The organism is Pseudomonas sp. GW821-FHT01C01, from assembly GCF_059422645.1.
Map to the genome: position 1 here is coordinate 35,147 of NZ_JBWKXF010000013.1, position 22,716 is coordinate 57,862.

Annotated in this window: 17 protein-coding genes; 5 read left to right on the top strand and 12 right to left on the bottom strand. The window is 61.1% G+C overall.

The genetic code is table 11. The features are described 5' to 3' along the window. The first annotated feature begins 7 nt into the window (after positions 1 to 7). Together AC07XF_RS11365 and AC07XF_RS11370 are read left to right on the top strand one after the other, a co-directional pair. Positions 8 to 646, top strand: a complete 639-nt coding sequence (locus AC07XF_RS11365) for a LysE family translocator (protein ID WP_495026562.1) — start codon at positions 8 to 10, stop codon at positions 644 to 646. 2 nt (positions 647 to 648) lie between these two features. Further along, positions 649 to 1,146, top strand: coding sequence for a GNAT family N-acetyltransferase (locus AC07XF_RS11370; protein ID WP_495026563.1), 498 nt, complete (start codon positions 649 to 651; stop codon positions 1,144 to 1,146). A gap of 118 nt (positions 1,147 to 1,264) precedes the next feature. Here AC07XF_RS11370 and metR read toward each other — a convergent pair whose 3' ends face one another. Beyond that, the gene (gene metR / locus AC07XF_RS11375; protein ID WP_495026564.1) at positions 1,265 to 2,182 is read right to left on the bottom strand and encodes a transcriptional regulator MetR; all 918 of its coding nucleotides are present in this window, start codon (positions 2,180 to 2,182) and stop codon (positions 1,265 to 1,267) included. Positions 2,183 to 2,302: 120 nt separating this feature from the next. After that, positions 2,303 to 7,540 (bottom strand): dermonecrotic toxin domain-containing protein, encoded by a 5,238-nt coding sequence (locus AC07XF_RS11380; protein ID WP_495026565.1) that lies wholly within the window; start codon positions 7,538 to 7,540, stop codon positions 2,303 to 2,305. Positions 7,541 to 7,759: 219 nt separating this feature from the next. Between AC07XF_RS11380 and AC07XF_RS11385 the strand changes: the two genes are divergently transcribed. Beyond that, a complete protein-coding gene (locus AC07XF_RS11385; protein ID WP_495026566.1) occupies positions 7,760 to 8,794 on the top strand; it encodes an alpha/beta fold hydrolase in 1,035 nt (344 codons plus the stop codon). Between the two features lie 146 nt (positions 8,795 to 8,940). Next, complete coding sequence (locus AC07XF_RS11390; RefSeq protein ID WP_495026567.1) at positions 8,941 to 9,606, top strand: DsbA family oxidoreductase; 666 nt, start codon at positions 8,941 to 8,943, stop codon at positions 9,604 to 9,606. A 164-nt stretch (positions 9,607 to 9,770) separates the two neighbouring features. On the opposite strand, the gene AC07XF_RS11395 is transcribed toward AC07XF_RS11390, so the two are convergent. Genes AC07XF_RS11395 through AC07XF_RS11415 form a run of 5 tightly spaced genes read right to left on the bottom strand, consistent with a single transcriptional unit; the run spans position 9,771 to position 15,956 of the window. After that, positions 9,771 to 11,162 (bottom strand): sigma-54-dependent transcriptional regulator, encoded by a 1,392-nt coding sequence (locus AC07XF_RS11395; protein ID WP_495026568.1) that lies wholly within the window; start codon positions 11,160 to 11,162, stop codon positions 9,771 to 9,773. Further along, positions 11,152 to 12,924: a sensor histidine kinase gene (locus tag AC07XF_RS11400; protein WP_495026613.1), complete on the bottom strand. Its 1,773-nt coding sequence runs from the start codon at positions 12,922 to 12,924 to the stop codon at positions 11,152 to 11,154. The genes AC07XF_RS11395 and AC07XF_RS11400 overlap by 11 nt, the downstream gene beginning before the upstream one ends. Positions 12,925 to 12,977: 53 nt before the next feature. After that, on the bottom strand, positions 12,978 to 13,874 hold the full coding sequence (locus AC07XF_RS11405; protein WP_495026569.1) for an alpha/beta hydrolase: 897 nt from the start codon (positions 13,872 to 13,874) through the stop codon (positions 12,978 to 12,980). Next, complete coding sequence (locus AC07XF_RS11410) at positions 13,871 to 15,265, bottom strand: aspartate aminotransferase family protein (protein ID WP_495026570.1); 1,395 nt, start codon at positions 15,263 to 15,265, stop codon at positions 13,871 to 13,873. Before AC07XF_RS11410 ends, AC07XF_RS11405 begins: the two co-directional genes overlap by 4 nt. After that, positions 15,258 to 15,956, bottom strand: coding sequence for an HAD-IB family phosphatase (locus tag AC07XF_RS11415; RefSeq protein WP_495026571.1), 699 nt, complete (start codon positions 15,954 to 15,956; stop codon positions 15,258 to 15,260). Before AC07XF_RS11415 ends, AC07XF_RS11410 begins: the two co-directional genes overlap by 8 nt. Positions 15,957 to 16,175: 219 nt before the next feature. Here AC07XF_RS11415 and AC07XF_RS11420 point away from each other — a divergent pair, with 219 nt between their 5' ends. Next, positions 16,176 to 16,928, top strand: a complete 753-nt coding sequence (locus tag AC07XF_RS11420; RefSeq protein WP_495026572.1) for a MipA/OmpV family protein — start codon at positions 16,176 to 16,178, stop codon at positions 16,926 to 16,928. 167 nt (positions 16,929 to 17,095) lie between these two features. On the opposite strand, the gene aauR is transcribed toward AC07XF_RS11420, so the two are convergent. The 5 genes from aauR to AC07XF_RS11445 all read right to left on the bottom strand — a co-directional run bounded on the left by aauR (position 17,096) and on the right by AC07XF_RS11445 (position 22,632). After that, positions 17,096 to 18,424 carry a two-component response regulator AauR gene (gene aauR / locus AC07XF_RS11425; protein WP_495026573.1) on the bottom strand — a complete coding sequence of 443 codons (1,329 nt, stop codon included), beginning with the start codon at positions 18,422 to 18,424 and terminating at the stop codon, positions 17,096 to 17,098. Continuing rightward, entirely contained in the window at positions 18,421 to 20,322 is a 1,902-nt protein-coding gene (gene aauS / locus AC07XF_RS11430) for a two-component sensor histidine kinase AauS (RefSeq protein ID WP_495026574.1), read from the bottom strand. Before aauS ends, aauR begins: the two co-directional genes overlap by 4 nt. A gap of 161 nt (positions 20,323 to 20,483) precedes the next feature. Continuing rightward, positions 20,484 to 21,218: an amino acid ABC transporter ATP-binding protein gene (locus AC07XF_RS11435; RefSeq protein ID WP_007985725.1), complete on the bottom strand. Its 735-nt coding sequence runs from the start codon at positions 21,216 to 21,218 to the stop codon at positions 20,484 to 20,486. After that, positions 21,215 to 21,886: an amino acid ABC transporter permease gene (locus AC07XF_RS11440; protein WP_322616344.1), complete on the bottom strand. Its 672-nt coding sequence runs from the start codon at positions 21,884 to 21,886 to the stop codon at positions 21,215 to 21,217. Before AC07XF_RS11440 ends, AC07XF_RS11435 begins: the two co-directional genes overlap by 4 nt. Beyond that, a complete protein-coding gene (locus AC07XF_RS11445) occupies positions 21,886 to 22,632 on the bottom strand; it encodes an amino acid ABC transporter permease (RefSeq protein ID WP_495026575.1) in 747 nt (248 codons plus the stop codon). The genes AC07XF_RS11440 and AC07XF_RS11445 overlap by 1 nt, the downstream gene beginning before the upstream one ends. Between the last annotated feature and the right edge of the window lie 84 nt (positions 22,633 to 22,716).

Genomic DNA, 22,716 nt, shown 5'->3' on the forward strand with positions numbered 1-22,716 from the left:
TTCGCCCATGATCCCGCTTCAAGACTTGCTGATTTTTGCCGCTGCCGCGTTGCTGATGGTGCTGACGCCGGGGCCGAACATGATCTACCTGATCTCCCGTTCGATTTGCCAGGGGCGCAAGGCCGGGGTGATTTCATTGCTCGGTGTGGTCGCCGGATTCTTCGTGCATTTGTTCGCTGCGGCTGCCGGTTTGACCGCGGTGTTCCTGGCGGTGCCGATGGCCTATGAGGTATTGAAGTGGGCCGGTGCGCTGTACCTTTTATGGCTGGCCTGGCAGGCGGTCAAGCCTGGTGCGCGGTCGCCGTTCGAGGCGCAGCAATTACCCCCGGACTCGTCACGAAAACTGATCACCATGGGCTTTCTGACCAGCGCCCTGAACCCGAAAATCGCGGTGTTCTATCTGTCGGTGTTTCCGCAATTCATCACGCCGGAGCATGGCTCGGTGTTCAGTCAAAGCATCATCCTTGGCCTGACCCAGATCAGCGTCAGTTTCTGCGTCAACCTGATGATCGCCATGTTTGCCGCAGGCATCGCCTCGTGGTTCGTCAACAATCCGGCCTGGCTGGCGATGCAGCGCTATTTCATGGGCTTCGTGCTGTCGGGGCTGGCACTGCGGCTGATGCTTGAGCAAAAACGGATGGCTTGAGCATGTGGATCGAGCGACTGGATGCCAGCCATGCCCTGGACTATCGGGCGCTGATGCTCGAAGCCTACGACCTGCACCCGCAGGCCTTCACCTCGAGTGTGCGTGAGCGGGCGGCGATGCCGCTGAGCTGGTGGGAATCGCGCCTGACCGGCAAGCTGGACGTGGTGCTTGGGGCGTTTGCAGAAGGCCGGTTGGCCGGCATTGTCGGCCTCGCGTTCGAGCCTCGGGAAAAGGCCCGGCATAAGGCGACGCTGTTCGGCATGTACGTCTCGCCAAGGGTTCGCCAGCGCGGTCTCGGCTATCAACTGGTCCGGGCTGCACTGGCCGAGGCGCAGAACCATGCGGGTTTGCGCCTGATCCAGTTGACCGTCACCGCCGGCAACGATGCTGCATTCAATCTTTACCAGCGTTGCGGGTTCATTCAGTTCGGGCTTGAACCGATGGCGGTGCGGGTGGGTGAGGACTATTTCGACAAAATCCACATGTGGCGCGAGCTCTGAAGCCACCACAGATCCCTGTAGGAGCCGGCTTGCCGGCGAAAGCGGCGGATCAGTCTACGCAATGTCGCCTGAGACACCGCCTTCGCCGGCAAGCCGGCTCCTACAGATGGGTGTTGCTCTATCGAACCGCACTGACGCCGTCGAGCGTCGAAAACGACGTGTCCTTGGCCGTCAGCAAGAAGTCACGCATGTACGGCGCATCGAGCATGTCGGCGCGGATCGCCGCATATAGCGTGGCGAACAAACCTTTCTCACCGAGCCGCTTGGCTTTCACGTAACCCCGCGAGCTGTATTCATGCAGTGCCCAATGAGGCATGCCGCACACGCCGCGACCGCTGGCCACCAGTTGCATCATCATCACCGTCAGTTCCGAGGTGCGGACCTGGGCCGGTTCGACGTCGGCGGGTTCGAGGAAACGGGTGAAGATGTCCAGCCGATCCCGTTCCACCGGGTAGGTGATCAAGGTTTCCGGGAGCAAGTCTTCCGGGACGATGTAGGCCTTGCTCGCCAGACGGTGCTGGTTGGCCACCGCGAGCATCGCTTCATAGGTGAAGAGCGGGACATAGGTGATCCCGGCCAGATCCACCGGATCGGAGGTCACCACCAGGTCCAGGTCGCCACGGGCCAGGGCCGGCAGCGGGGCGAAGGAAAAACCCGAAGCCAGGTCCAGTTCGACTTCCGGCCAGGCATCACGGAACTGGTCGATAGTCGGCATCAGCCACTGGAAACAACTGTGGCACTCGATGGCCATGTGCAAGCGCCCGGCGGTGCCCCCGGCCAGGCGACTGATGTCGCGCTCGGCGGCGCGCAGCAGCGGCAGGGTGGCGTCGGCCAGTTGCAGCAGACGCAAACCGGCGCTGGTGAAACGCACCGGTTTGGTTTTGCGCACGAACAACGGCATGCCCATGCGTTCTTCCAGCTCCTTGAACTGGTGAGACAGGGCTGACTGGGTCAGGTGCAGGCGATCGGCCGCATCCACCAGGCTGTCGGCTTCGCGCAAGGCGTGCAGGGTCTTGAGGTGACGGATTTCAAGCACCGGGGGCTCCATGAGGGAAACTTGTTAACAACTCGAAAAGGTTGAGTTTGTCTCATGTTGATGCGGCTGTCGACCGTCACGCGAACAGCGAAGCACACCGCGTGCTCCGCTGTTTTTCATTCAGAGTTCGGAAAAGTGTTTGATCCCCAGCGGTTTGCCGATGTCGCCGCGCCAGATCGCCTCGACCGGTGCGCCCGTGGCCGCCACGGCCTGCTGCCATTGCAGGCCCAGGTTGCGTTGTTCGGGCAGTTTCAGATGCCCTTTGACGAAGTCGCTGAATGACGGCTTGGCCGAATTGTAGTGAAAGTGCGCATACCACAATGGCCGTGGCGGATTCATCGTCAAATCACGCACTTCATATTCCTGCAGGAAATCCCTGCGCCCATCCGCGCGTTTACCCAAATCCCGCAAGCTGCCTTCCTTGCGGATCTCCACCACGCGCTGTTGCAGCAGATAATCCAGATAACCTTCGGTGGGCGTTCTGCTGTTCAGCGATTGCTCGATTCTCAGGGTTCGCCCGGTTCGCAGAAACGCATCCGAACGATTTCGTAACTGCAAGACGAGCGGGTCGGTGGGTGAAAGCCTTTCTATGTTTCCGGCGCGGACGCTCAGTTCGGCGGCTTCACTGCTCATCATGTGTTCCAGATCGATCGGCAGCATGTTTTGCCGTGCGTAACCTTCGACTTTGTTTTTGTAAGCGTCCGCGGCGCCCAACCTGGCCTTGGCTTCTGTCAGCAATGCCCGGACATCGCCTGTAAGTTCGGGCAATGTCGAACCTGGTGATTCACTCAAGTGATATTTGCCGTTGTTGCGCGGTAGCCAGGTTTCCGTGTGGCCATCGACTCCTTCGATAGTGAAGCGCTTTTGCCGGGTGACGGTATCGGTGCTGGCAATCCCGATCAGCAGTTGGTTGTCTTCGGTCTCGAACAGTTGTTTGTCGCTGCGCCCTTTGGTGGGAGTGACGGGAGGCCGGTGCTTGATGGCATTGCGCGCAACGTCTTCGACCTGTTGCAGATTGTCGAGAAAGATCGCGACTTGCTCCAGATCAAGATGCTGTGGATAACCCAGGGTCCAGGCCTGGAGATTGCGTCGAAACTCGGCATAAGTGGTCAGGCAGTCTTCGAGTATTTTGTTGCGCTGGGCCACGCTGGAACGCACTTCCGGGAGCTGGTGCTGGGTGAGCAGCGTACGCCCCATTTTGGTCCGGGCCACTTTGAACTGTGTATGAAAGTAATCCCAGGACAGATCGTCGACAGCCTCATAGCGGGCGATGATTTCCAGGCGATGGGCTGTTTTCAAATAGTAGTAATTGGCGTCGCTCAGTTTATCGTTCAGGACCGCCAGGTCAGGGGCCACCTTTGCTTTCTGCGTGCGGTTGGAAATTCGAGCGTTCCAGCTGTTGGCTTCTTCGAGGATGACTTGCTGTTCGTCGAACTGCTTGAGGAAGGCTTTGCGAACGGTTTTGCGTTGCGCCATCAAGTCGAGGTGCGTTGCGGTGTTACTGACTGGTGTTGTATCCGAACGGGCCGCAAGCTGATCAACCTGGTCGAGATAGTGCACCAGCCGGTCTCTGGCCACATCGATCCGCCGTATCGAACGCTCGACCACGAGCCAGGCACAGCGGCTTTGAAGATCATCGAGCTTTGCGCGTTTGCGACCATGGCTCAACGGCTTGAGTTGTTCGAGGGTCTGGTATTGGCTTTGGGCGATATCAATTTCGTTCTGGCAGGCAGCATCGAGCCGTGCCCGGTGCGGCTGGCGTTGCCCCCGTTCCAGGCCGTAGTAGTGTTCCATCAGGTTATTGGTACTGCGGGTTTCGACATCGAGACGCAGCGAGTAATTATCGGCGGTGTGGGTCAGGGTCAACTGGCGACGCAAGGTGCGATCGGTCCACCAGCGCGGCAACCAGCGGCGGATGGCGGCGGGCCACAGTGGGTCCAGGCCGTCGGCCATGTGCCCGAGTACGGCGCCACCCCCAGCGCCGCCTCCCTCCATGACAGTGCCGTACACCGCGTAATGAGTGTTCCAGTTTCCGGCGTCATCCAGTGCGATGGGTTGTTTATAGGACCGGGACCCCGTGCCGCTCAGGCGCCACTGGTGGGGATTGGTGCTCAGTTCGATGCGGTAGATGCGCCCGTGGCTGATCATGAAGTCGCCATCGGCGTGTCGATAGACATTTCGATAGATCCCCTGGGTTTGCGGTTGCAGGCCGGCGAGGGAGATGTCGTGCTCGTATTCATAACCCTTGAAACGATCCAGCGCGCGCCGGGCCTGTTGCCGGGTCGGTAGTTTCATGGCGCCGGCATTTTTCGTCACGGCTCGAAGTTGACGCTGGCGGGTGACGCCACGAGCGTTCACAGGCGCTGCGCTGGCTCCGGGAAGTATGTCCATTGCCGCATCGATCAATGACAGCAGCACCGCTTCGACTTCGGCCAGGCCATGGCCGGCATCGCCCCGCAGAAACGCCGCCACCGCCAGATTGGCGCTGCCCCAGGCGTCATACAAGGCAACGGCACTGCCTACGAAGGGCACCATGCCTATAGCCATCTTCAGATAGTTGAACACGACGCCGGACTGCAACGCGCAATGTTCCAGATACAACGCATCATTGGAACGCGAGGTCGTCCGGTGAGCCTGCAGCAGACGCCCCATATGGGTATTGACCAGATGGGCGGCCAGCGAAGTGGTCGCCGGCCAGGCCATGCCGATACCGATCATCGCGTCGAAGTTTTTCAGCAGGGCCTGATGGATTCGGCTGACATGCTGCGCCACATCGCCGTGCACGGCGCGGCCGGCGAGGTAGTCCGCCATTTCGGTGCGCAGGCACAGGTTGAACAGGGCCTTGCGCGCTCGTTCAAGGCTGTCGTATTGGCGCACAAAGAGGCCGTCGGGACTGTCGGGCAGATAGAGCAGGGTCAGTCCGCTGTTGTGCTCCACGATAAAGGTGACGCCAGACAACGTGCTCGGCCCTTGTTTGTCGGTATCGGCACCGCCCGCGCTCAAGTGCGCCGGCCGGAGCACAATGCGTTTGCCCTCGGTTGTGTAAGCCTCGCGGCTATTGGCGTCGATGGCGATGTCCAGCACGCGCTGACCATCGGCATCGATGTCCTTGTTCAGCATGGCGAATTCGCCTTGCAACCGGAGCATCAGGCGCCAGGGTTCGCTCAGGCATTCGCGTCGGTGTTCATTGCTGAAGGCCGACGCGGTCGCGGTGCCAAGAAAAGCCTCGCGGATCAGCGTTTCGTACTTCCCGGCCAGATCCAGTTCGGTGACCAGCGCCCGCAGCCAGGGTTGGGTAATGGCGTCCTTGAACTTTTGCCGTTCGGCCTCGTCGGCACCGCTGATCTCGACTTTCATCAACGATAGCCGCCACCACATCGCTTGATCGACATTGCTTTGCGCCAGTTCGGCCAGTGACAGCTTGCTGCGCTCCTGACTGCCGATCAGCACATTCTGCTGCGGCGTCCCGGGCGCAGCGCCCTCCACGGCGACTTTGCGCCAGGTAGTGGAGTCAGGCACATCCAGCAGCACCCCGACGTTTTGCGTGAGTCCGAAGGTCTGACGCAAATGGGTGTCGATAGCCTTTTGACTGAAGTCCTCCCGGGGCGGCAGCTCGCGTTCAAGCAGTGCATGGGAGCGTTTCATGGCTTTGATGTAGGACTTGAACAGCGACTTGAGTCGCTCGCGTTGCGCTTCGGAGAGTGCGCCGTGCCACGACGGCAGTTGGCTGGCCAGCATGCTGCTGCGGTTTTGCTCGATGAGCTGCGCGTAAGCCAGTTCCCGGGCGGCGGCCGTTGGCACGGTCAGGTGGGCGAGAGTCTGCTCGCACAGTTTTTCCAGTTCCACCGAGCGTTGGCTGGCATGGACGGGAACGGGATGCTCGGCAATCAGTCGTGCGGCCTGTTGTTCACAGTTGTAGAGCTGACTCTGCAATGCATGTTCGAACGGATCTCCACTTAGCGTCGAGAGCTGCAACGACAGGCTGCTGTCGTTGGCCGCGCGTTTGAACAGCGTCTGTTCAAGGTCCAGGCGCGAGGCAAAGCGTTGCAGGCCACCGAAGCGTCCGGGCCAGTACAGCAACAGGCTGTGGGGCTCGGACTGCTGTAACGCGGACGGTTGGGCAAACAGCAAAACACCGTCCAGTTCATGGGTTTGCATTGTGCTGTTGTCGCTTTCGGTGTCACTTTCCGAGAGAGTCAGCCGGGCCACCACAACCTCCGGGCGTTCATCCGTTCGTTCGGGGGCGTCGAGCACGGTGGTGAGCCGTTGGTGCTCTTCGGCGCTGATCTGCTGCAGGCTCAATTGAATATCGGCTTCGGCGCGCAGGCCGGCCAGGCGCGCCTGGTACAGGGCGGTGTAGTGCTGACTCGGCTGGTGTCGCAGCTCGAGCAAGTGCAGGGCATTTTGGCTGCCAAGCAGGGCCGTTGCCGCGGCGGTGCTGGCCTGTTCGGCGGCGGCGAGTGTGTCGAGTTGCTGTTGCAGGCGTTGCAGGCGCGGATCGTGTTGATCGCCTTGAAAATCGGAGCCGAGCAGGTTTTCCAGCGCTGTCTGTTGTTGTATCAGTGCGACATGGCGTAGCTCCAGCGGGATATCCGGGGTCAACTGGCCGAAAGGGGCCATGCTGTCGTTCGCGTCCGTCACTGGCAGTTCGGGTGGCAGAGAGAAAACGCTTTTGTGTCGATGCCGGTCCATAGTCGCAACGGCCAATTGCAACCACAGGAATTCGGCACTGCTCTGCAACACGGGTTTATTGAGAGCGGTGTAGTCGACGTTGACCGTGGATGTGTCGAATCGGGGCTGATCCGCAAGCTGTGGCTGATGTTCGATCAGCCAGCGTTCCATTTCGGCGCGTTCTGCAAAGCTCATCCAGGCAGTTTGCGCTGAGGGTAAGTACAGCATCCGTGGGTACGGTCGGGCGGAATCGAGACCGATGACCATTGCGCCCGACAGTTCGACACGTCGGCCGTCACTGCCCTTCAAAGCTGGCCGGCTGACCTGAAACTGGCGGGCGTCGACCAGTCCTTCTGCCTGGGCTGGATCGATGATCGCCAGAAGGCCCTTCATCTGTTCGCCACTGAGGTCGCCCCGGGCGAATGCGAGTTGGCTCGAGGCCTCGAAATGCTGGTGATACAGCCGGGTTGCCTGAGCCCGGCGTGAAAGGGCCGTTCCACGTGCGCGGGCACTCCACCAGTGCTCGTCGAGTGTTGATGGCGGGCTCTGTGCCAAGAGTTCGAGCCATTGATCATGGCAATCATTCCAGCGTGTCGCGGCGCTCAGGAACAGGTTCTGGTCGGTGTTCGGTGGCAAAGGGGCGGCAAGGCCGAAATCGGCTGGTTGGTACGCAGGTTCGTCGCGCATGACGACAGATCTCCAGAAGGCCGGGCCATGCCGGCGTTGCGGCCATTAGAGGTCAGGCGTTATGGGGGCGGGCGGTACATAGTTATCGCGGGTCGCATTGTGTTCGCCGGATGACCGCCCGGCACTCTTCATCAAACTGTCATGGAACTGTGGCAGCGCGCTTGAACAAACTTCATCAGACTCGCGCTCTACTGGGGTTCTGCGTTTTGGTGTTTTTTCATGGGTGCTTCATTCTTTTCACGAATCATATTTCTGGCCGCGCTGTTGTTCGGCCTGCCGTCCTTGGCGGCTTCGCGTTGTGACGTCAATGTTCCGACTGAACGGGTGGATCTGGCCCAGGTAAGCCTGGCGTACCAGAGCATCGGCCGTGCGTCGGATCCGGCATTGCTGTTGGTGATGGGCCTGGGCGGCCAATTGATTCACTGGCCGGACGAGGTGGTGGTCGCGCTCTGCCAGCAGGGTTTCCGGGTGATCCGCTATGACAATCGCGATGTCGGCCTGTCGACCTGGCGGCAAGCACCGGCCGAAGCCAACCTGACCTTCGAAGTGCTGCGCTACAAACTCGGTTTGCCAGTGTCGTCGCCGTATTCGCTGACCGACATGGCCGACGATGGCCTGGGGCTGATGGACGCCTTGCACATCGATCAATTCCACGTGCTGGGCGCCAGCATGGGCGGGATGATCGCCCAGCACATGGCCGCCATGGCACCGCAACGGGTCGAGAGCCTGACCCTGATCATGACCACCTCTGGTGCCGAAGGATTGCCGGCGCCGAGTGCGGCGCTGGTGCAGTTGTTGTCCCGGCGTGGCGCACCGAACCGCGACGTGGCCCTGGAACAACAGGCTGACTTGTTGGCGGCGCTGGGCAGCCCGATGGTCACCGATGATCGCCAGGCGCTGCTGCATCAGGCGGCGCTGTCCTATGACCGGGCGTTCAATCCCGAAGGTGTGAAACGTCAGATCATGGCTATTCTCGCTGAGCCGAGTCGGGTGGCGTTGCTCAACCAGTTGCGGGTCCCGGCGCTGGTGGTGCATGGCACGGCCGATCCGCTGTTGCCGGTGATGCACGGGGTGCATCTGGCGGCGCATCTGCATGGCAGTCAGTTGATCTTGATTCCGGGATTGGCCCATCGCTTCCAGGAGGCGTTCAAGGCACCGTTGCTGGCGGCGGTGTTGCCGTATTTGCGGGAACACCGTGAAGACACTTCGCATTGGGCACAGATCGAGCCCGTGGCCGATCACAACCTTCTGTAACCCCCCTGTGGGAGCGGGCTTGCTCGCGAAAGCGGTGTATCAGTCGACATCATTGCTGGCTGACACACCGCCTCCGCGAGCAAGCCCGCTCCCACAAGGTGTATCGTGCAGGTTTTCCGGCGCCTTTCCCGATTGCGAGGTGTGTGATGAGTACGGCATTGAAGATCGATTTCGTCAGCGACGTGTCCTGCCCCTGGTGCGTCGTGGGTTTGTATGGCCTGACCAAAGCCTTGCACATCCTGCGTGACGAGGTTCAGGCCGAGATCCGTTTCCAGCCGTTCGAACTGAACCCGAAGATGGGGCCGCAAGGGCAGAACATCACCGAGCACATCAGCGAAAAGTACGGCTCGACGCCGGAGCAGTCGCAGAAAAATCGCGAAATGATCCGCGCCCGTGGTGCCGAACTCGGGTTTGCGTTTCGCACTGACGCCGACAGCCGTATCTACAACACCTTCGATGCCCATCGCCTGCTGCACTGGGCAGGTCTGGAAGGGCTGCAACTGCAATTGAAAGAAGCGTTGTTCAAGGCGTTTTTCAGCGATGGCGGCAATCCGTCCGATCACGCTCAACTGGCGCGGATCGCCGAGCGTGTCGGGCTGGACCGCCAGCGTGCCGAGGCGATCCTGGCCTCGGACGAATTTGCCCGCGAGGTTCGCGAGCAAGAACAGGTGTGGCTGTCCCGTGGGGTGAGTTCGGTGCCGACCGTGGTGTTCAACGGGCAGTACGCGGTCACCGGCGGGCAACCGGTGGAGAGTTTCGTCATGGCGATCCGGCAGATCATGGCGCAAGCGAATGGCGGGACCGTGAACTGAAGCAGGTCGCGCTTTTGTGGCGAGAGAGCTTGCTCCCGCTCGGCTGCGCAGCAGTCGTAAAACCAGCCTGTCAGGTATCGCTGGAAGAATGCGGGGAGCGCTTCGCACTCCAACGGGAGCAAGCTCCCTGGCCACAAAAGCTCTCAAGCCAAAAGAGTGGGGGCTCAACGCACAATCTTGTCCACGTGAATCCCCAGTTTCTTCAAGCGATACCAGAAGCTGCGCTCGGAAATCCCGATCAGTTGGGCTGCCGCGGCCTGCACGCCGTTGCTTTTGGCGAGGGCAGCCAGGATGTAAGTCCTTTCCACTTCAGCCAGCGCGGCGTCGAGATCTGACGGTACGCTGCTGCCCTCGGTGAAAATCACGCCGCTGTCGACGGGGCTTGCCGCGAACAGGTAGGCCGGCAGGTCCTGCTCTTCAATCACCGTACCCGAGGCGACGATGGTCGCCCGCTCGACGCAGTTTTGCAGCTCACGGATGTTGCCCGGCCACGAGTAATTGGCCATGGCCTGCAAGGCTTCAGGACTGAAGCCGCTGATGCGCTTGCCCGCGGTGGCGCCGAGGATGTGAGCGAAGTGTCGGGCCAGCGCAGTGATGTCCTCCGCTCGTTCGCGCAAGGCGGGAAGGGGGATGGGGAACACGTTGAGGCGGTAATAGAGGTCCTCGCGAAACTCCTTGGCGGCCACCGCTTCCAGCAGGTTCTTGTTGGTGGCAGCGATTACCCGCACATCGACCTTGCGCTCGCGAGGGTCGCCTACCGGCTCAATGACGCGCTCCTGCAAGGCACGGAGGATTTTTGCCTGCAAGGCCAGGGGCATTTCACCGATTTCATCGAGGAACAGCGTGCCCTTGTCAGCCTGCATGAAGCGCCCGACCCGGTCGCTTGTGGCCCCGGTGAACGCGCCTTTGCGGTGGCCGAACATTTCGCTTTCCAGCAAGCCTTCGGGAATCGCCGCACAGTTCACCGCGACGAAGGGTTTGTCGGCCCGGGTGCCGTGTTTGTGGATCGCCCGCGCGACCATTTCCTTGCCGGTGCCGCTTTCGCCGGTCAGCAGGATCGTTGCGTTGCTTTCACGCACCGAATCGATCGCATGCAGCACCCGCCGGAAGCTCGGGCTGTCGCCGATCAGGCTGTCGATCTGCTGGTGCTCGTCGAGCTCGGCGCGCATGCGCTGGTTGTCTTTGAGGATGTCGCGAAATTGCAGGGCCTTGCTGACGGTGATGTCCAGTTCATCGATGTCGAATGGCTTGGCGATGTAATCGAAGGCGCCGTTGCGCATCGACTGCACGGCGTTTTTCACCGTGCTATAGGCGGTCATGACGATCACCGGCAACTGTGGATAACGGGTCTTTATTTCCGCCAGTAACTGCGGGCCGTCCATGCCGGGCATGCGCCAGTCGCTGATCACCAGGTCGACGTCCTCGACCTCCAGCACCTTGAGCGCATGCAGGCCATTGCCGGCGGTGAACACGCAGATGCCGTTCTGACTCAACGCCGAGGCCAGCAGATCGCAGAGCTTGGGCTCGTCATCGACCACCAGTACGTTATGTGTCATTGCTGCCCTCGTCGAAATGTTCACCGTTGGCCGGAATGTACAGGCTGAAAGTGGCCCCGGCATCCTTTTCACTGACGCACTCGATGCGTCCGTCATGACTCTCCATGATCGAGAAGACCTTCGCCAGACCCAGGCCCGTGCCCGAGGCCTTGGTGGTGACGAATGGCGTGAAGATCCGCTCCAGCATGTCCGCCTCGATGCCCGGCCCGGTGTCGCGGATGCTGATCACGACGTAAGGTGCTTCGCGGCTGATGGTGACCGTCAGGCGACCGCCATCGGGCATGGCGTCGATGGCGTTGACGATCAGGTTCAGGCCGGCCTGCTTGAGTTGCCGTGGGTCGGCGTACAGCGTCGCGCCAGGGGCGTGATCGTGTATCTGCACATCAATCTGGTGGCTGGCCAGTTCCGGGGCACAGAAGCCGATCAACTCATCGACCACCTGGCGTGCCGGTTGGGCCGAGCGCATCGGTGCGCTGGGCTTGGCGAAGTCGAGGAATTCGGTGATCAGGTCATTGATCCGGCTGACTTCACTGACCACGTATTCGAGGTGACGCTTGTCCGACTCGGGCAAGTCGGTGCGCCGGTGCAGCAGTTGCGTGGCGGTCTTGATGATGCCCAGCGGGTTGCGGATTTCATGGGCCAGGCCCATGGCGACTTCGCCCAGTGCGTGCAATCGGTCACGACGGCGCAGTTGTGATTCCAGATGCTGCAACTCCCCCAGGCGCTCGCTCATGAGGTTGAAGGTGCTGCTCAATTCCGCCAGTTCGTCGCCGCCGGTGACCGGCAAACGCTGGCGGTAATCCCCGGCGATAACGGCCTGGACGCCTTTGGACAGGCTGCTCAAGGGCTTGGTCAGGCGCTGGGACACCAACCAGCCGACGGCCAGCGAAGCCGCCGAGCTGAGCAGGAAAATCAGGATGAACAGGTTGCTCTGGTTCACCAGCCCGACCAGGCTGGTGTGGCGCAGCAAGCCGCTGAAGATCACGCCTTGCAGTTGGCCGTTCTCGTTGAGAATCGGCCGGTAGATGCCGCTATAGCGATTGGTGGATTGCTCGATCGGCTGCTTGGTGTTGCGCAGGGTCTGTTCGATTTTTTCCGGCACCGCCGCCGGGTGATCCTCGAAACGCTGGGTCGAAAATATCTCCGAGAAGTTGTCGTCCTTGGCCAGGTACAACCGCAGGTCCAGGGAGTGTACGTCGGCCACGCTGGTCAGGAAGCTGCTGTCGAGGTAGGTGGCAACGATCATTTTGTAGTCGACGCCGTCCTGCTCGGTCTCGAACGTCGACACCACCGTGCCGGTCGCGACCCCGCCGACCTGCAACGTCTGCAGCACTGCTTTTGGGGCGGTACTGATCTGCCGGATGATGTCGTCGGCCACGGTGCTGAACACCACTTTGTGATCGCTGTTGCGCACCAGTGCGACCACGTCGAGGCCCATGGAGTCGGCGATATCGGCCGTCAGTTTGTTGTGCCGGGCCGTCAACTCGTCCGTGGGCGAGCGTGTAACGCGCAGGAACAACTGCGCGGCCCGGGCGTTCTCGTGGAGGATCTCGGTGATTTCGTCCTCGACGATCTTGGTCGACTCCTGCAGCCAGATCCGCACGTTACTGTCGAAAATCAGCGACAGGGTGGTGGCCGCGAGTTCCGCGGCAATCATGGTCGGAATCACGCTGACCAGCCAGAACGCCAACACCAGTTTGCGTTGCAGGCTCCAGCCGGAGAGGGTGAAAGGTCGGGCGTCGGGGCGTTGGTCTCGAGTCATCATGCTTCGCTTGGTGCAGCTCGCTTATCGCGGCAGCCATGGCAGGGTCGTGTTCAATACAGTAGCCGAGATTGGCCATTGACCGCGCGGTGCTGCGTGGTCAATGGCTGCTGCATGAAGCGCTGCTGGATGAAATCCGCGCTCAACTCCACCACGCGCCGGTATTGCAGGTCGACGGTAATCATGTGATAGCAGTCGTCGAGCAGGATCTTCACCACCGGGCCACCGAGTTTGCGCTCCACATAGTCGGCGTTCCAGCGACTGGTGATGTCGTCTTCACGTGAATGCACAACCAGCGCCTGGGTGGTGATCTGCGGCATGCGTTTTTTCACCGCCGCCACCAGCCGGTGCAGCTCGCGGACACTGACCCCGGACATGGTGAGCAGCCCGGCGTTACCGCTTTCGCCGGCCCGCATCTGCCGTTCGACGATGGCGCGCAGACGTTCGTCCTTGATGCCATAGGGCGGTTTTTCATTGAAGCGGCACAGGTGCACGCCAAACGGAATCGACATCACCAGGCTGCTCAACTTTGCCACCCAGGGCATGTTCCAGCCGTCGTAGCGCAGCGTCGTCGAGTACAGCAACAGGCCTTCGATTTGACCGGGGTGTTCGGCTGCCAGGTACATCGACAGCACTGCGCCCATGGACAAGCCACCGACGAACACATGGGCGTGCTTGCGCCGCACGCCGACAAACGTGTTGCGCGCGCTTTCGTACCAGTCACGCCAGCCTGTGGCTTGCAGGTCGGCGTTGTCACCGCAATGGCCGGCCAGGGTTGGCACATACACCGTGCACCCCGCTGCAGCCAGGCCCATGGCCACCCGACGCAGTTCCGTCGGCGTGCCGGTCAGGCCGTGGATCAACAACACCGCGACCTCGCCACTGCCAAGCACGAACCCGGCGCTGCCTTCACCCATGTCGATGGCATCAAGTTTGACGGCGGTGTTCATCGTTTCATGGCTCGTGCAAGCAGGCGGTCGAGCAGGGCGATGCCCAGGTCAATCTCCGGGTAGCTGATCTCGAGCGAGGGTGCGAGGGTGATCACGTTCTTGTAGTAACCGCCCACATCGAGAATCAGGCCCAGACGTCTGCCGTCGATTTCGATGTCGCCCTTCATGCCTTCTTCGACCATGAAGTCCAGGGTTGCCTTGTCCGGGGTGAAGCCATCCGGGGCGCAGATTTCACAACGCAGGGCCAGGCCCAGGCCATCCACGTCGCCGATGATCGGGTAGCGTTTCTGCAGGTCTTTCAGGCCTTCGAGGAAGTACTTGCCCTTGTTCATGACCATCGCGCCGTAGTCGACTTCGCTGGTCATCTTGAACATTTCCAGACCGACAGCGGTGCCCAGCGGATTGGAGGCGAAGGTTGAATGGGTGGAGCCCGGCGGGAAGACTTTCGGGTTGATCAGTTCTTCCTTGGCCCAGATGCCGCCCAGCGGGTTGAGGCCGTTGGTCAAGGCTTTGCCGAAGACGATCACGTCCGGTTTGACGTCGAAGTGCTCGATCGACCACAGCTTGCCGGTGCGGTAGAAACCCATCTGGATTTCATCGACCACCATCAGGATGCCGTGCTGGTCCAGCACATGCTTGAGTTCGCTGTAGAAGTTCATCGGCGGGATGACGTAGCCGCCGGTGCCCTGGATCGGCTCGACATAGAACGCGGCGTATTCGCTCTGGCCGACTTTCGGGTCCCAGACGCCGTTGTATTCAGTCTCGAACAAGCGGGCGAATTGCTGCACGCAATGGCTGCCGTACTCTTCCTTGGTCATGCCTTTGGGGCCGCGGAAGTGGTACGGGAACGGGATGAAATTGGCGCGCTCGCCGAAATGGCCATAGCGGCGGCGATAGCGGTAGCTGGAGGTGATCGACGAAGCGCCGAGGGTACGCCCGTGGTAACCGCCCTCGAAGGCGAACATCAGGCTTTTGCCATTGCTGGCGTTACGCACGACTTTCAGTGAGTCCTCGATGGACTGCGAACCACCGACGTTGAAGTGCACGCGGCCGTCGAGTCCGAACTTCTTCTTCGCGTCCACGGCGATCATTTCCGAGAGCTCGATCTTGCCTTTGTGCAGGTACTGGCTGGCGATTTGCGGCAGGGTGTCGATCTGTTGTTTCAGCGCATTGTTCAGGCGCGGGTTGGCGTAACCGAAGTTGACCGCCGAGTACCACATCTGCAAATCGAGGTAAGCCTGATCGCTGGTGTCCCAGACGTAGGAACCTTCGCAGCGGCTGAAAATACGCGGCGGTTCGATGTAGTGAACGGTGTCGCCATAGGAGCAATACCGGGCTTCTTTTTCCAGCAGGATTTGGTCTTCGGCTGTAGCGATTCGAATATCAGACATGTTGGAAACGTTCCTGTGGTTCGACATTGAAAGAGGTGGCGTTGACAGCGCTGGCAGTCGGCAGCAGGGCCAGCAGGGCAGGGAGTTCGGCGAAGCTGTCGAAGCGCGCGTAAGCAATGCCGTTGCGCTCGCAGTGTTCGGCCAGGCGATCCTTGGCGAACACGAAATCGGCGGTGGCGGCCACGCACATATCGGACTGGCCGTCACCGATCACCAGCACGCGTTTGGCGCCGGGCGTGGATTTGCATTTGCAGTTGCCGGCCGCGGCGCGGCAGGCGTCGCTGGCATGGGGGAAATCGATGCGCCAGCTATCGTGATCGACCTGGCGCAAGCGGTTGGCGAGGATCGGCAACAGGCTGACGTAGTGCCGCGCCAGGATGCGGGCGATGCCCTGCTCGATGCCGTCGCTGACCACTTCAAAAGAGGCGCCGAGGCCGATCACGTGGTCGACGAAGTCGGGGAAGTCCGGGTCGATGTCGATGCCGTCAAAGAACCCGAGCAGTTCGCCCGGCGACGCCTTGACCAGCGAGAGCTGGCGGCTGAGGCATTCACGGGAGCCCATGTCGCCGGCCAGCCACTGGTTTTCGATGGCTTCCCAACTCGGGTCGGCGAATCGCTGGAGGATGCCGTCGATCACGTCGGTGCGGGTGATGGTTCCATCGAAGTCACACACGATATGCCAGTCATTCATCTGCTGTACCTATTTGCCAGGACGCGCTGTCTGCGCTTGCCAAGGGGGTAGAGCAGGGACTGTGCCAACCAGGTTTGGCCCCGTAGGTGCGGGGTTTTGGCGGGTTTTGCTGTGCGTGAAGCTACAATTTTTGTAGGTCGCTACAAACAACATGAGTGCTTGCGCGGATGGCCCGATCGGAGGATTGATGCGCGCATATCCATAAAGGGTGCGCGACTCATGTTCAGAGTTGTCTGTTTACTGATGGCGGCATTGAGCTGTGTTCCGGCCGATGTCATGGCCCAAGGCATCACCGGTGAGGCGGGTGCCGGCATCAGCTATCAACCCCACGATCCGACCGCCAGCCGCCAGGACGCCAAGCCAGTGCCTTACCTCGACCTGGACTGGGGCGACGTCAGCCTCAGTACCGATGACGGGCTGACCTGGAGTGCCTTCAAAGCCAACGGTTTCAGTGCCGGGCCGTTCTTGAATTATCTGCCGGGGCGGACCGCCAATGGCAGCTTGCAGGGTTTGCACGATGTGCCGGACATGGGCGTGGTGGGTGGTTTTGTGCAGTACGCGCCGGCTGACTTCTGGCGGGTGTTTGCCTCGGTTGGCGAGGCCGTTGGCGGGCCTCGGGGTGTGGTCGGGCGTTTGGGCGGCGAGGTAGGGTATCCACTGGGCGGCGGGGTGATCGGCAGCAGCAACCTGACAGCGCACTTTGCCGATGCGCAGCAGAACCAGGCATTTTTTGGCGTCGGCAGCGATGAGTCTCGGGCTTCGGGCATCGCTCGATATAACGCCGGAGGAGGTTTGCAGAACGTGGCGTTGACCCAGAGTGTCGAGTTTCCTCTGGCCCCGCACTGGTCGCTGCTGACCAGTGTCAGCTGGATTCACCTGACCGGCTCGGCGGCGGACAGCAGCATTGTCAAACAGGTCGGGCACACCGATCAGGGTGAAGCGCAGATGGCGCTAGCCTACAAATTCAACTGAACCAGCCTTTGTGGCGAGCGAGCTTGCTCGCGCCGGGCTGCGAAGCGCCCCCAAGGTTCCGAAACTGCTGCCGATGCTGTGAGTGCTGCGCACTCAAGCGGGGGCAAGCCCCCTCGCCACTGAGGGGCGGGTCGCGGTAATGATCAGCACAGCTACGCAGCTCTCGCTTAATGGCTCAGCCCGTACTTCTTCACTTTGTCGAACAGCGTGGTCTTGGCCATGCCCAGTTCCTGGCTGGCCTGGGTCAGGTTGCCGCCGCTGCGTTGCAAGGCATCGCTGAGCAGGTTGCGTTCGAACGCTTCCACCGCTTCGGCAAAGGCCAGGCCCTGGTTGCCGCCGCCGGCACCGGGTTTTTTGAACGCCGGCAGACCCAGGGCAAAGCGCTCGGCAACGTTGCGCAGTTCACGCACGTTGCCCGGCCAGTCGTGGCTCATCAGGTTCGAAACAGTCTGGTTGTCCAGTTCCGGCACCGTGCGGTCGAAGCGCAGGGCTGACTGCTGCAGGAAGTGTTCGAACAGTTGCAGGATGTCCTCGCGCCGCTCGCGCAGCGGCGGCAGCTCCAGGGTCACCACGTTGAGGCGGTAATACAGGTCGCTGCGGAATTCGCCGGCCTTGCTCGATTCGACGAGGTCGGATTTGGTCGCCGCGATGACGCGGCAATCCACCGCCACGCTCTGGTTCGAACCGAGGCGTTCGAGGGTGCGTTCCTGCAACACCCGCAGCAGTTTGATCTGCAAGGGCAGGGGCATGCTTTCCACTTCGTCGAGGAACAGCGTGCCGCCGTCGGCATGTTCGATCTTGCCGATCCGTCGTTTGCCCGCACCGGTAAAGGCGTTGGCTTCGTGGCCGAAAATTTCACTTTCGAAGAGGTTTTCCGGCAGGCCGCCGCAGTTCAAGGCGACGAACTGCTTGGTGTGCCGCCGACTGAAATCATGCAGGCACCGCGCAACCAGTTCCTTGCCGGTGCCGGTCTCGCCTTCGATCAGCACGTTGGCCGAAGTATCGGCGACGTTGGCGATCAGTTCCCGCAGGTTCTGCATGGCCGGCGAGCGCCCGATGATTCGCCCTTCGAGGGAGTCGCGCTCGGCCAGTTGCCGACGCAACGACGAGACTTCCCGCGCCAGGCTGCGTTGCTCCAGGGCACGCCGCGCTACATCCACCAGACGTTCGGGAGAGAAGGGTTTCTCCATAAAGTCGTAGGCGCCTTTCTGCATCGCGCCGACGGCCATGGAAATGTCGCCGTGACCGGTGATCAGCACCACCGGCAGGCTGCGGTCGCGGGCCTTGAGCCGGGTCAGCAATTCCAGGCCGTCGATGCCCGGCAGGCGAATGTCGCTGACGACGATGCCGGCAAAATTGTCGCCGACCCGCTCCAGGGCTTCTTCGGCGCTGCCCACGCCGATGCAGGGAATGTCTTCCAGGGTCAGCGCCTGTTGGCAGCCGAGCAACACATGGGGGTCGTCTTCGACGATCAATACACTAAGGTCGTTGTTCATATTGGCTCGGCGGAAGTGGGGCTTACCAACGGTAAACTGAGGACGAATGCAGTACCACCGCTGGCCGGGTGCTCGACACCCAGGTGCCCGCCGGTAGCGGCGGCCAGGCTGGCGGAAAGGGTCAGGCCAAGGCCCAGGCCCTGTTCGCCGGGCTTGGTGGTGAAGAAGGGTTCGAACAGGTGTTTGCGCGCTTCGGCGTCGATACCGTGGCCGTTATCCCGCACGCGTAGCCGGTATTTGCCATCGAATGCTTCGCCTTCGAGCCACAACTCGGGTTGCGGCTGCGCCTGCATGGCATCGAGGGCGTTGCCGATCAGATTGACCAGAATCTGCTCCAGGCGGGTCTGGTCGATTTGCACCTGCACATCGGTGAAGTCACGATGCAGTTGCAGGTGAATGTTTTCCACCCGGCCGCCGAGCAATTGCAGGGCTGCGTCCACCGCTTTGCCGAGGCAGGCCTGGCCCTTGTCGTCACCACGCCGGGCGAACGAGCGCAGGCTGGCGGTGATCCGGCCCATGCGGTCGATCAGTTCGTTGATGGTCTTGAGGTTGGTGCTGGCCACGTCGAGCTGGCCGCGCTCGAGGAAGCGCACGGTATTGCCGGACAAGGTGCGCAGCGCCGCCAGCGGCTGGTTCAGTTCGTGGGCGATGCTGGTGGACATCTGCCCGATGGCCGCGAGTTTTCCGGCCTGGACCAGTTCATCCTGGGCGCGGCGCAAGGTCTCTTCGGCGAGGCGGCGTTCGCGGATCTGGCCCTTGAGCCGTTCGTTGCTGGCGCGCAGGTCGGTGGTGCGTTCGGTAATCCGACGCTCCAGCTGGTTGTTGGCTTCCTGCAAGGCTTCCCGGGCGGCGAGGCGGGTGGCGATCACCTTGCGCCGCTCGTTCCAGGCAATCAGCAGGAACGCCACGAGGGCAAACGCCACCGCGACCAGAATCCCCTGATTGATCGCTTCGCGACGCAAATCCTGTAGCGGCGTGAGCAGGGTGAAATTCCACGGTGTGTCGCTCAGCGGCCTGGTTTGCGAGAGGTAGCTGATGTTTTCTTCGTCGGACACCAGTTCGCTGTTGGCCGGGAAGGTGAGTTTTTCCACGCCCTCGGACAGGGTTTCCCGGGCCAGTGGCTGCAATTCGTTCAGCGGAAACCAGTAGTACTGCAGGCTGCGAGCCAGTTTCTCTTTGGTTTCATCGCTCAGCGGCACCACCGACTTGAGTCGACGCGCCGGATCGCTGGAGAGAATGATGATGCCGTTCTCGTCACTGACAAAGGCTTCCAGGCGCGCTTTTTGCCAGCGTTCTTCCATGGCTTCCAGGCGCACCTTGACCACCGCGACACCGATGATCTTGCCGTGTTCCTCCAGGCCATGGGCCAGGTAGTAACCGGGTTCGCCGCTGGTGCTGCCGATGCCGTAGAAGCGCCCTGGCTGACCGCGCACGGCGTTCTGGAAATAGGCGCGGAAGGACAGGTCTTCACCCAGGTAACTGTCGACATCGCGCCAGTTGCTGGTGGCCATCACACGGCCGGTGGTGTCCATCACGTAGATGGCCCGACTGCGGCTGCGCCGATTCAGGCCTTCAAGGTAATCATTGACCGATTGCCGGTGTTCCGGGGTCGGGTCGGCCAGCAACTGCGAAACGCTGGTTTCGAGCTCCAGCAGGCTGGGCAGGTAAGTGTATTTGCTGATCTCGCTCTCGACGGCGCGCGCGTGCAGCTCCAGCTGACGCTGGCCGTTCTCGCCAAGGCTGCGAATGCCATAGTGTTCGCTCAGCCAGAAGCCGATATAGCCCAGGCCGATCATCATCGCGATGATCAGCGGCGGCAGGAACAAATGACGAATCAGACGGGGTTTCACGGCGAGTGATGGCGGCGCTGCGCGATAAAGATTGGGATCGCATTTCATCACAGAAGCCTTGGGTCAACCACAACACAAATCAGGAGCCTTGCGCCGTCCCCTGTAGGAGCTGGCTTGCCAGCGAAAGCGGAGTGTCAGTCACATCTATATTGGATGTGCCGCCGTCTTCGCGAGCAAGCCCGCTCCCACATTTGGGGAGCGGTGTTTGCTTAGTGCTGCAGAATCTTGTTGAGGAAGTGCTGCGTACGATCGGCGCGGGCGTTGATGTCGCCGAAGAATTCCTCTTTCTTGCAGTCTTCGATGATCTTGCCGGCGTCCATGAAGATCACCCGGTCGGCCACTTTGCGGGCGAAGCCCATTTCGTGGGTCACGCACATCATGGTCATGCCTTCGTGGGCCAGTTGCACCATCACGTCGAGCACTTCGTTAACCATTTCCGGGTCCAGCGCCGAGGTCGGTTCGTCGAACAGCATGACGATCGGGTCCATCGCCAGCGCACGGGCAATCGCCACACGCTGCTGCTGACCGCCGGAGAGCTGGCCGGGGTGCTTGTGGGCATGGGCCGATAGACCAACGCGCTCGAGCAGTTGCAGGCCTTTCTTGGTGGCTTCTTCCTTGCTGCGGCCCAGCACCTTGATCTGCGCGATGGTCAGGTTTTCGGTGATGGTCAGGTGCGGGAACAGCTCGAAGTGCTGGAACACCATGCCCACGCGCGAACGCAGTTTCGGCAGGTTGGTCTTCGGGTCGGCGATGGAGGTGCCGTCGACCACAATATCGCCTTTCTGGAACGGTTCCAGGGCGTTGACGCACTTGATCAGGGTCGATTTGCCGGAACCGGATGGCCCGCACACCACGATCACTTCGCCTTTCTTGACCTCGGTGCTGCAATCAGTCAGTACCTGGAAGTCCCCATACCACTTGTTGATGCTTTTGATAGAGATCATACGGCGAACCTTTTTTGCAGACGCTTGACCAGCTGCGAGGCGGCAAAGCTGATGATGAAGTACACGAGACCCGCGAAAACCAGGAACTCATTGGAGCGGCCAATGATGTCGCCACTGGCACGCGAAGCATTGAGGAAGTCCACCAGGCCGACCGCGTAGACCAGCGAGGTGTCCTGAAACAGGATGATGCTCTGTTGCAGCAACAACGGCGTCATCTTGCGGAACGCTTGCGGCAGGATGATCAGGCGCATCATCTGGCCGTAAGTCATGCCCAGTGCCTGGGCAGCGCCCATCTGGCCCTTGGGAATCGACTGTACGCCGGCGCGGACGATTTCGCAGAAGTACGCCGCTTCGAACATCATGAACGCCACGATGCACGACGCGAACGCGCCGATCGGCGTGTCTTCGCCGGTGATCCAGCGCAGCACGAACGGCACCGCCAGGTAGAACCAGGTGATCACCAGCAGCAACGGAATCGAACGGAAATAGTTAACGTAGGCGCCGGCGATGTTCGACAGCAGCTTGTTGTGGGACAGGCGCATCAGAGCCAGGATCGTGCCGAGGATGATCCCGCCGACCACGCCCATGGCCATCAGCTTGAGGGTCATGATCATGCCGTTCCACAGGCCCGGCAGAGACGGGATAATGCCCGAGAAATCGAATTCCATCATTTACCCCCTACGGAGATCAGGCCCGGTACAGCGACTTTCTTCTCGACCAGGCGCATCAGCAACATCAGGCTCATGTTCAGGGTGAAGTAGATCAGCGTTGCCAGGGTAAAGGCTTCGAACAGGTTGGCGGAGAACTCGGCGGTCTGTTTGGTCTGCGCGAGCAGTTCCATCAAACCGATCAGCGAGGCCACGGAGGTGTTCTTGAAGACGTTCAAAAATTCCGAGGTAAGCGGCGGAATGATGATCCGGTAGGCCTGGGGCAGCAGCACGTTCCAGTAGATCTGCGGCAGCTTGAAACCCATGGCGCGAGCCGCGGATTCCTGGCCTCTTGGCAGGGCCTGGATACCGGTGCGCACCTGTTCGCAAACCCGGGCGGTGGTGAACAGACCCAGGCACACGACGACGCTGAGGAAGGCCGAGGTGGTCGGGTTCAGATCCTGCTTGTACCACTCTTGCAGGTCCGCCGGCAGCAGGTCGGGTACCAGGAAGTACCAGATGAACAGCTGAACCAGCAGCGGCACGTTACGGAAGAGTTCGACGTAGCAGGTGGCGATGCCCGATACGATGCGATTCGGCACGGTACGCATGACGCCCAGGATCGAGCCCAGTGTCAGGGCGATGATCCAGGCCGCGATGGCGATGCCGATGGTCCAGCCCAAACCGGTCACGTACCAGTCGAAATAGGTCTCGCTGCCCACGCCGGTGGACTTGAAGAACACGCCCCAGTCCCAGTTGTAATTCATTAGGGTCTCCCCTCAGTTCAATCGATGTGCAAGTGCCCGCTTGGGGGAAACTCCGTTCCCGCCTGACCTTGAGAGTCAGGCACA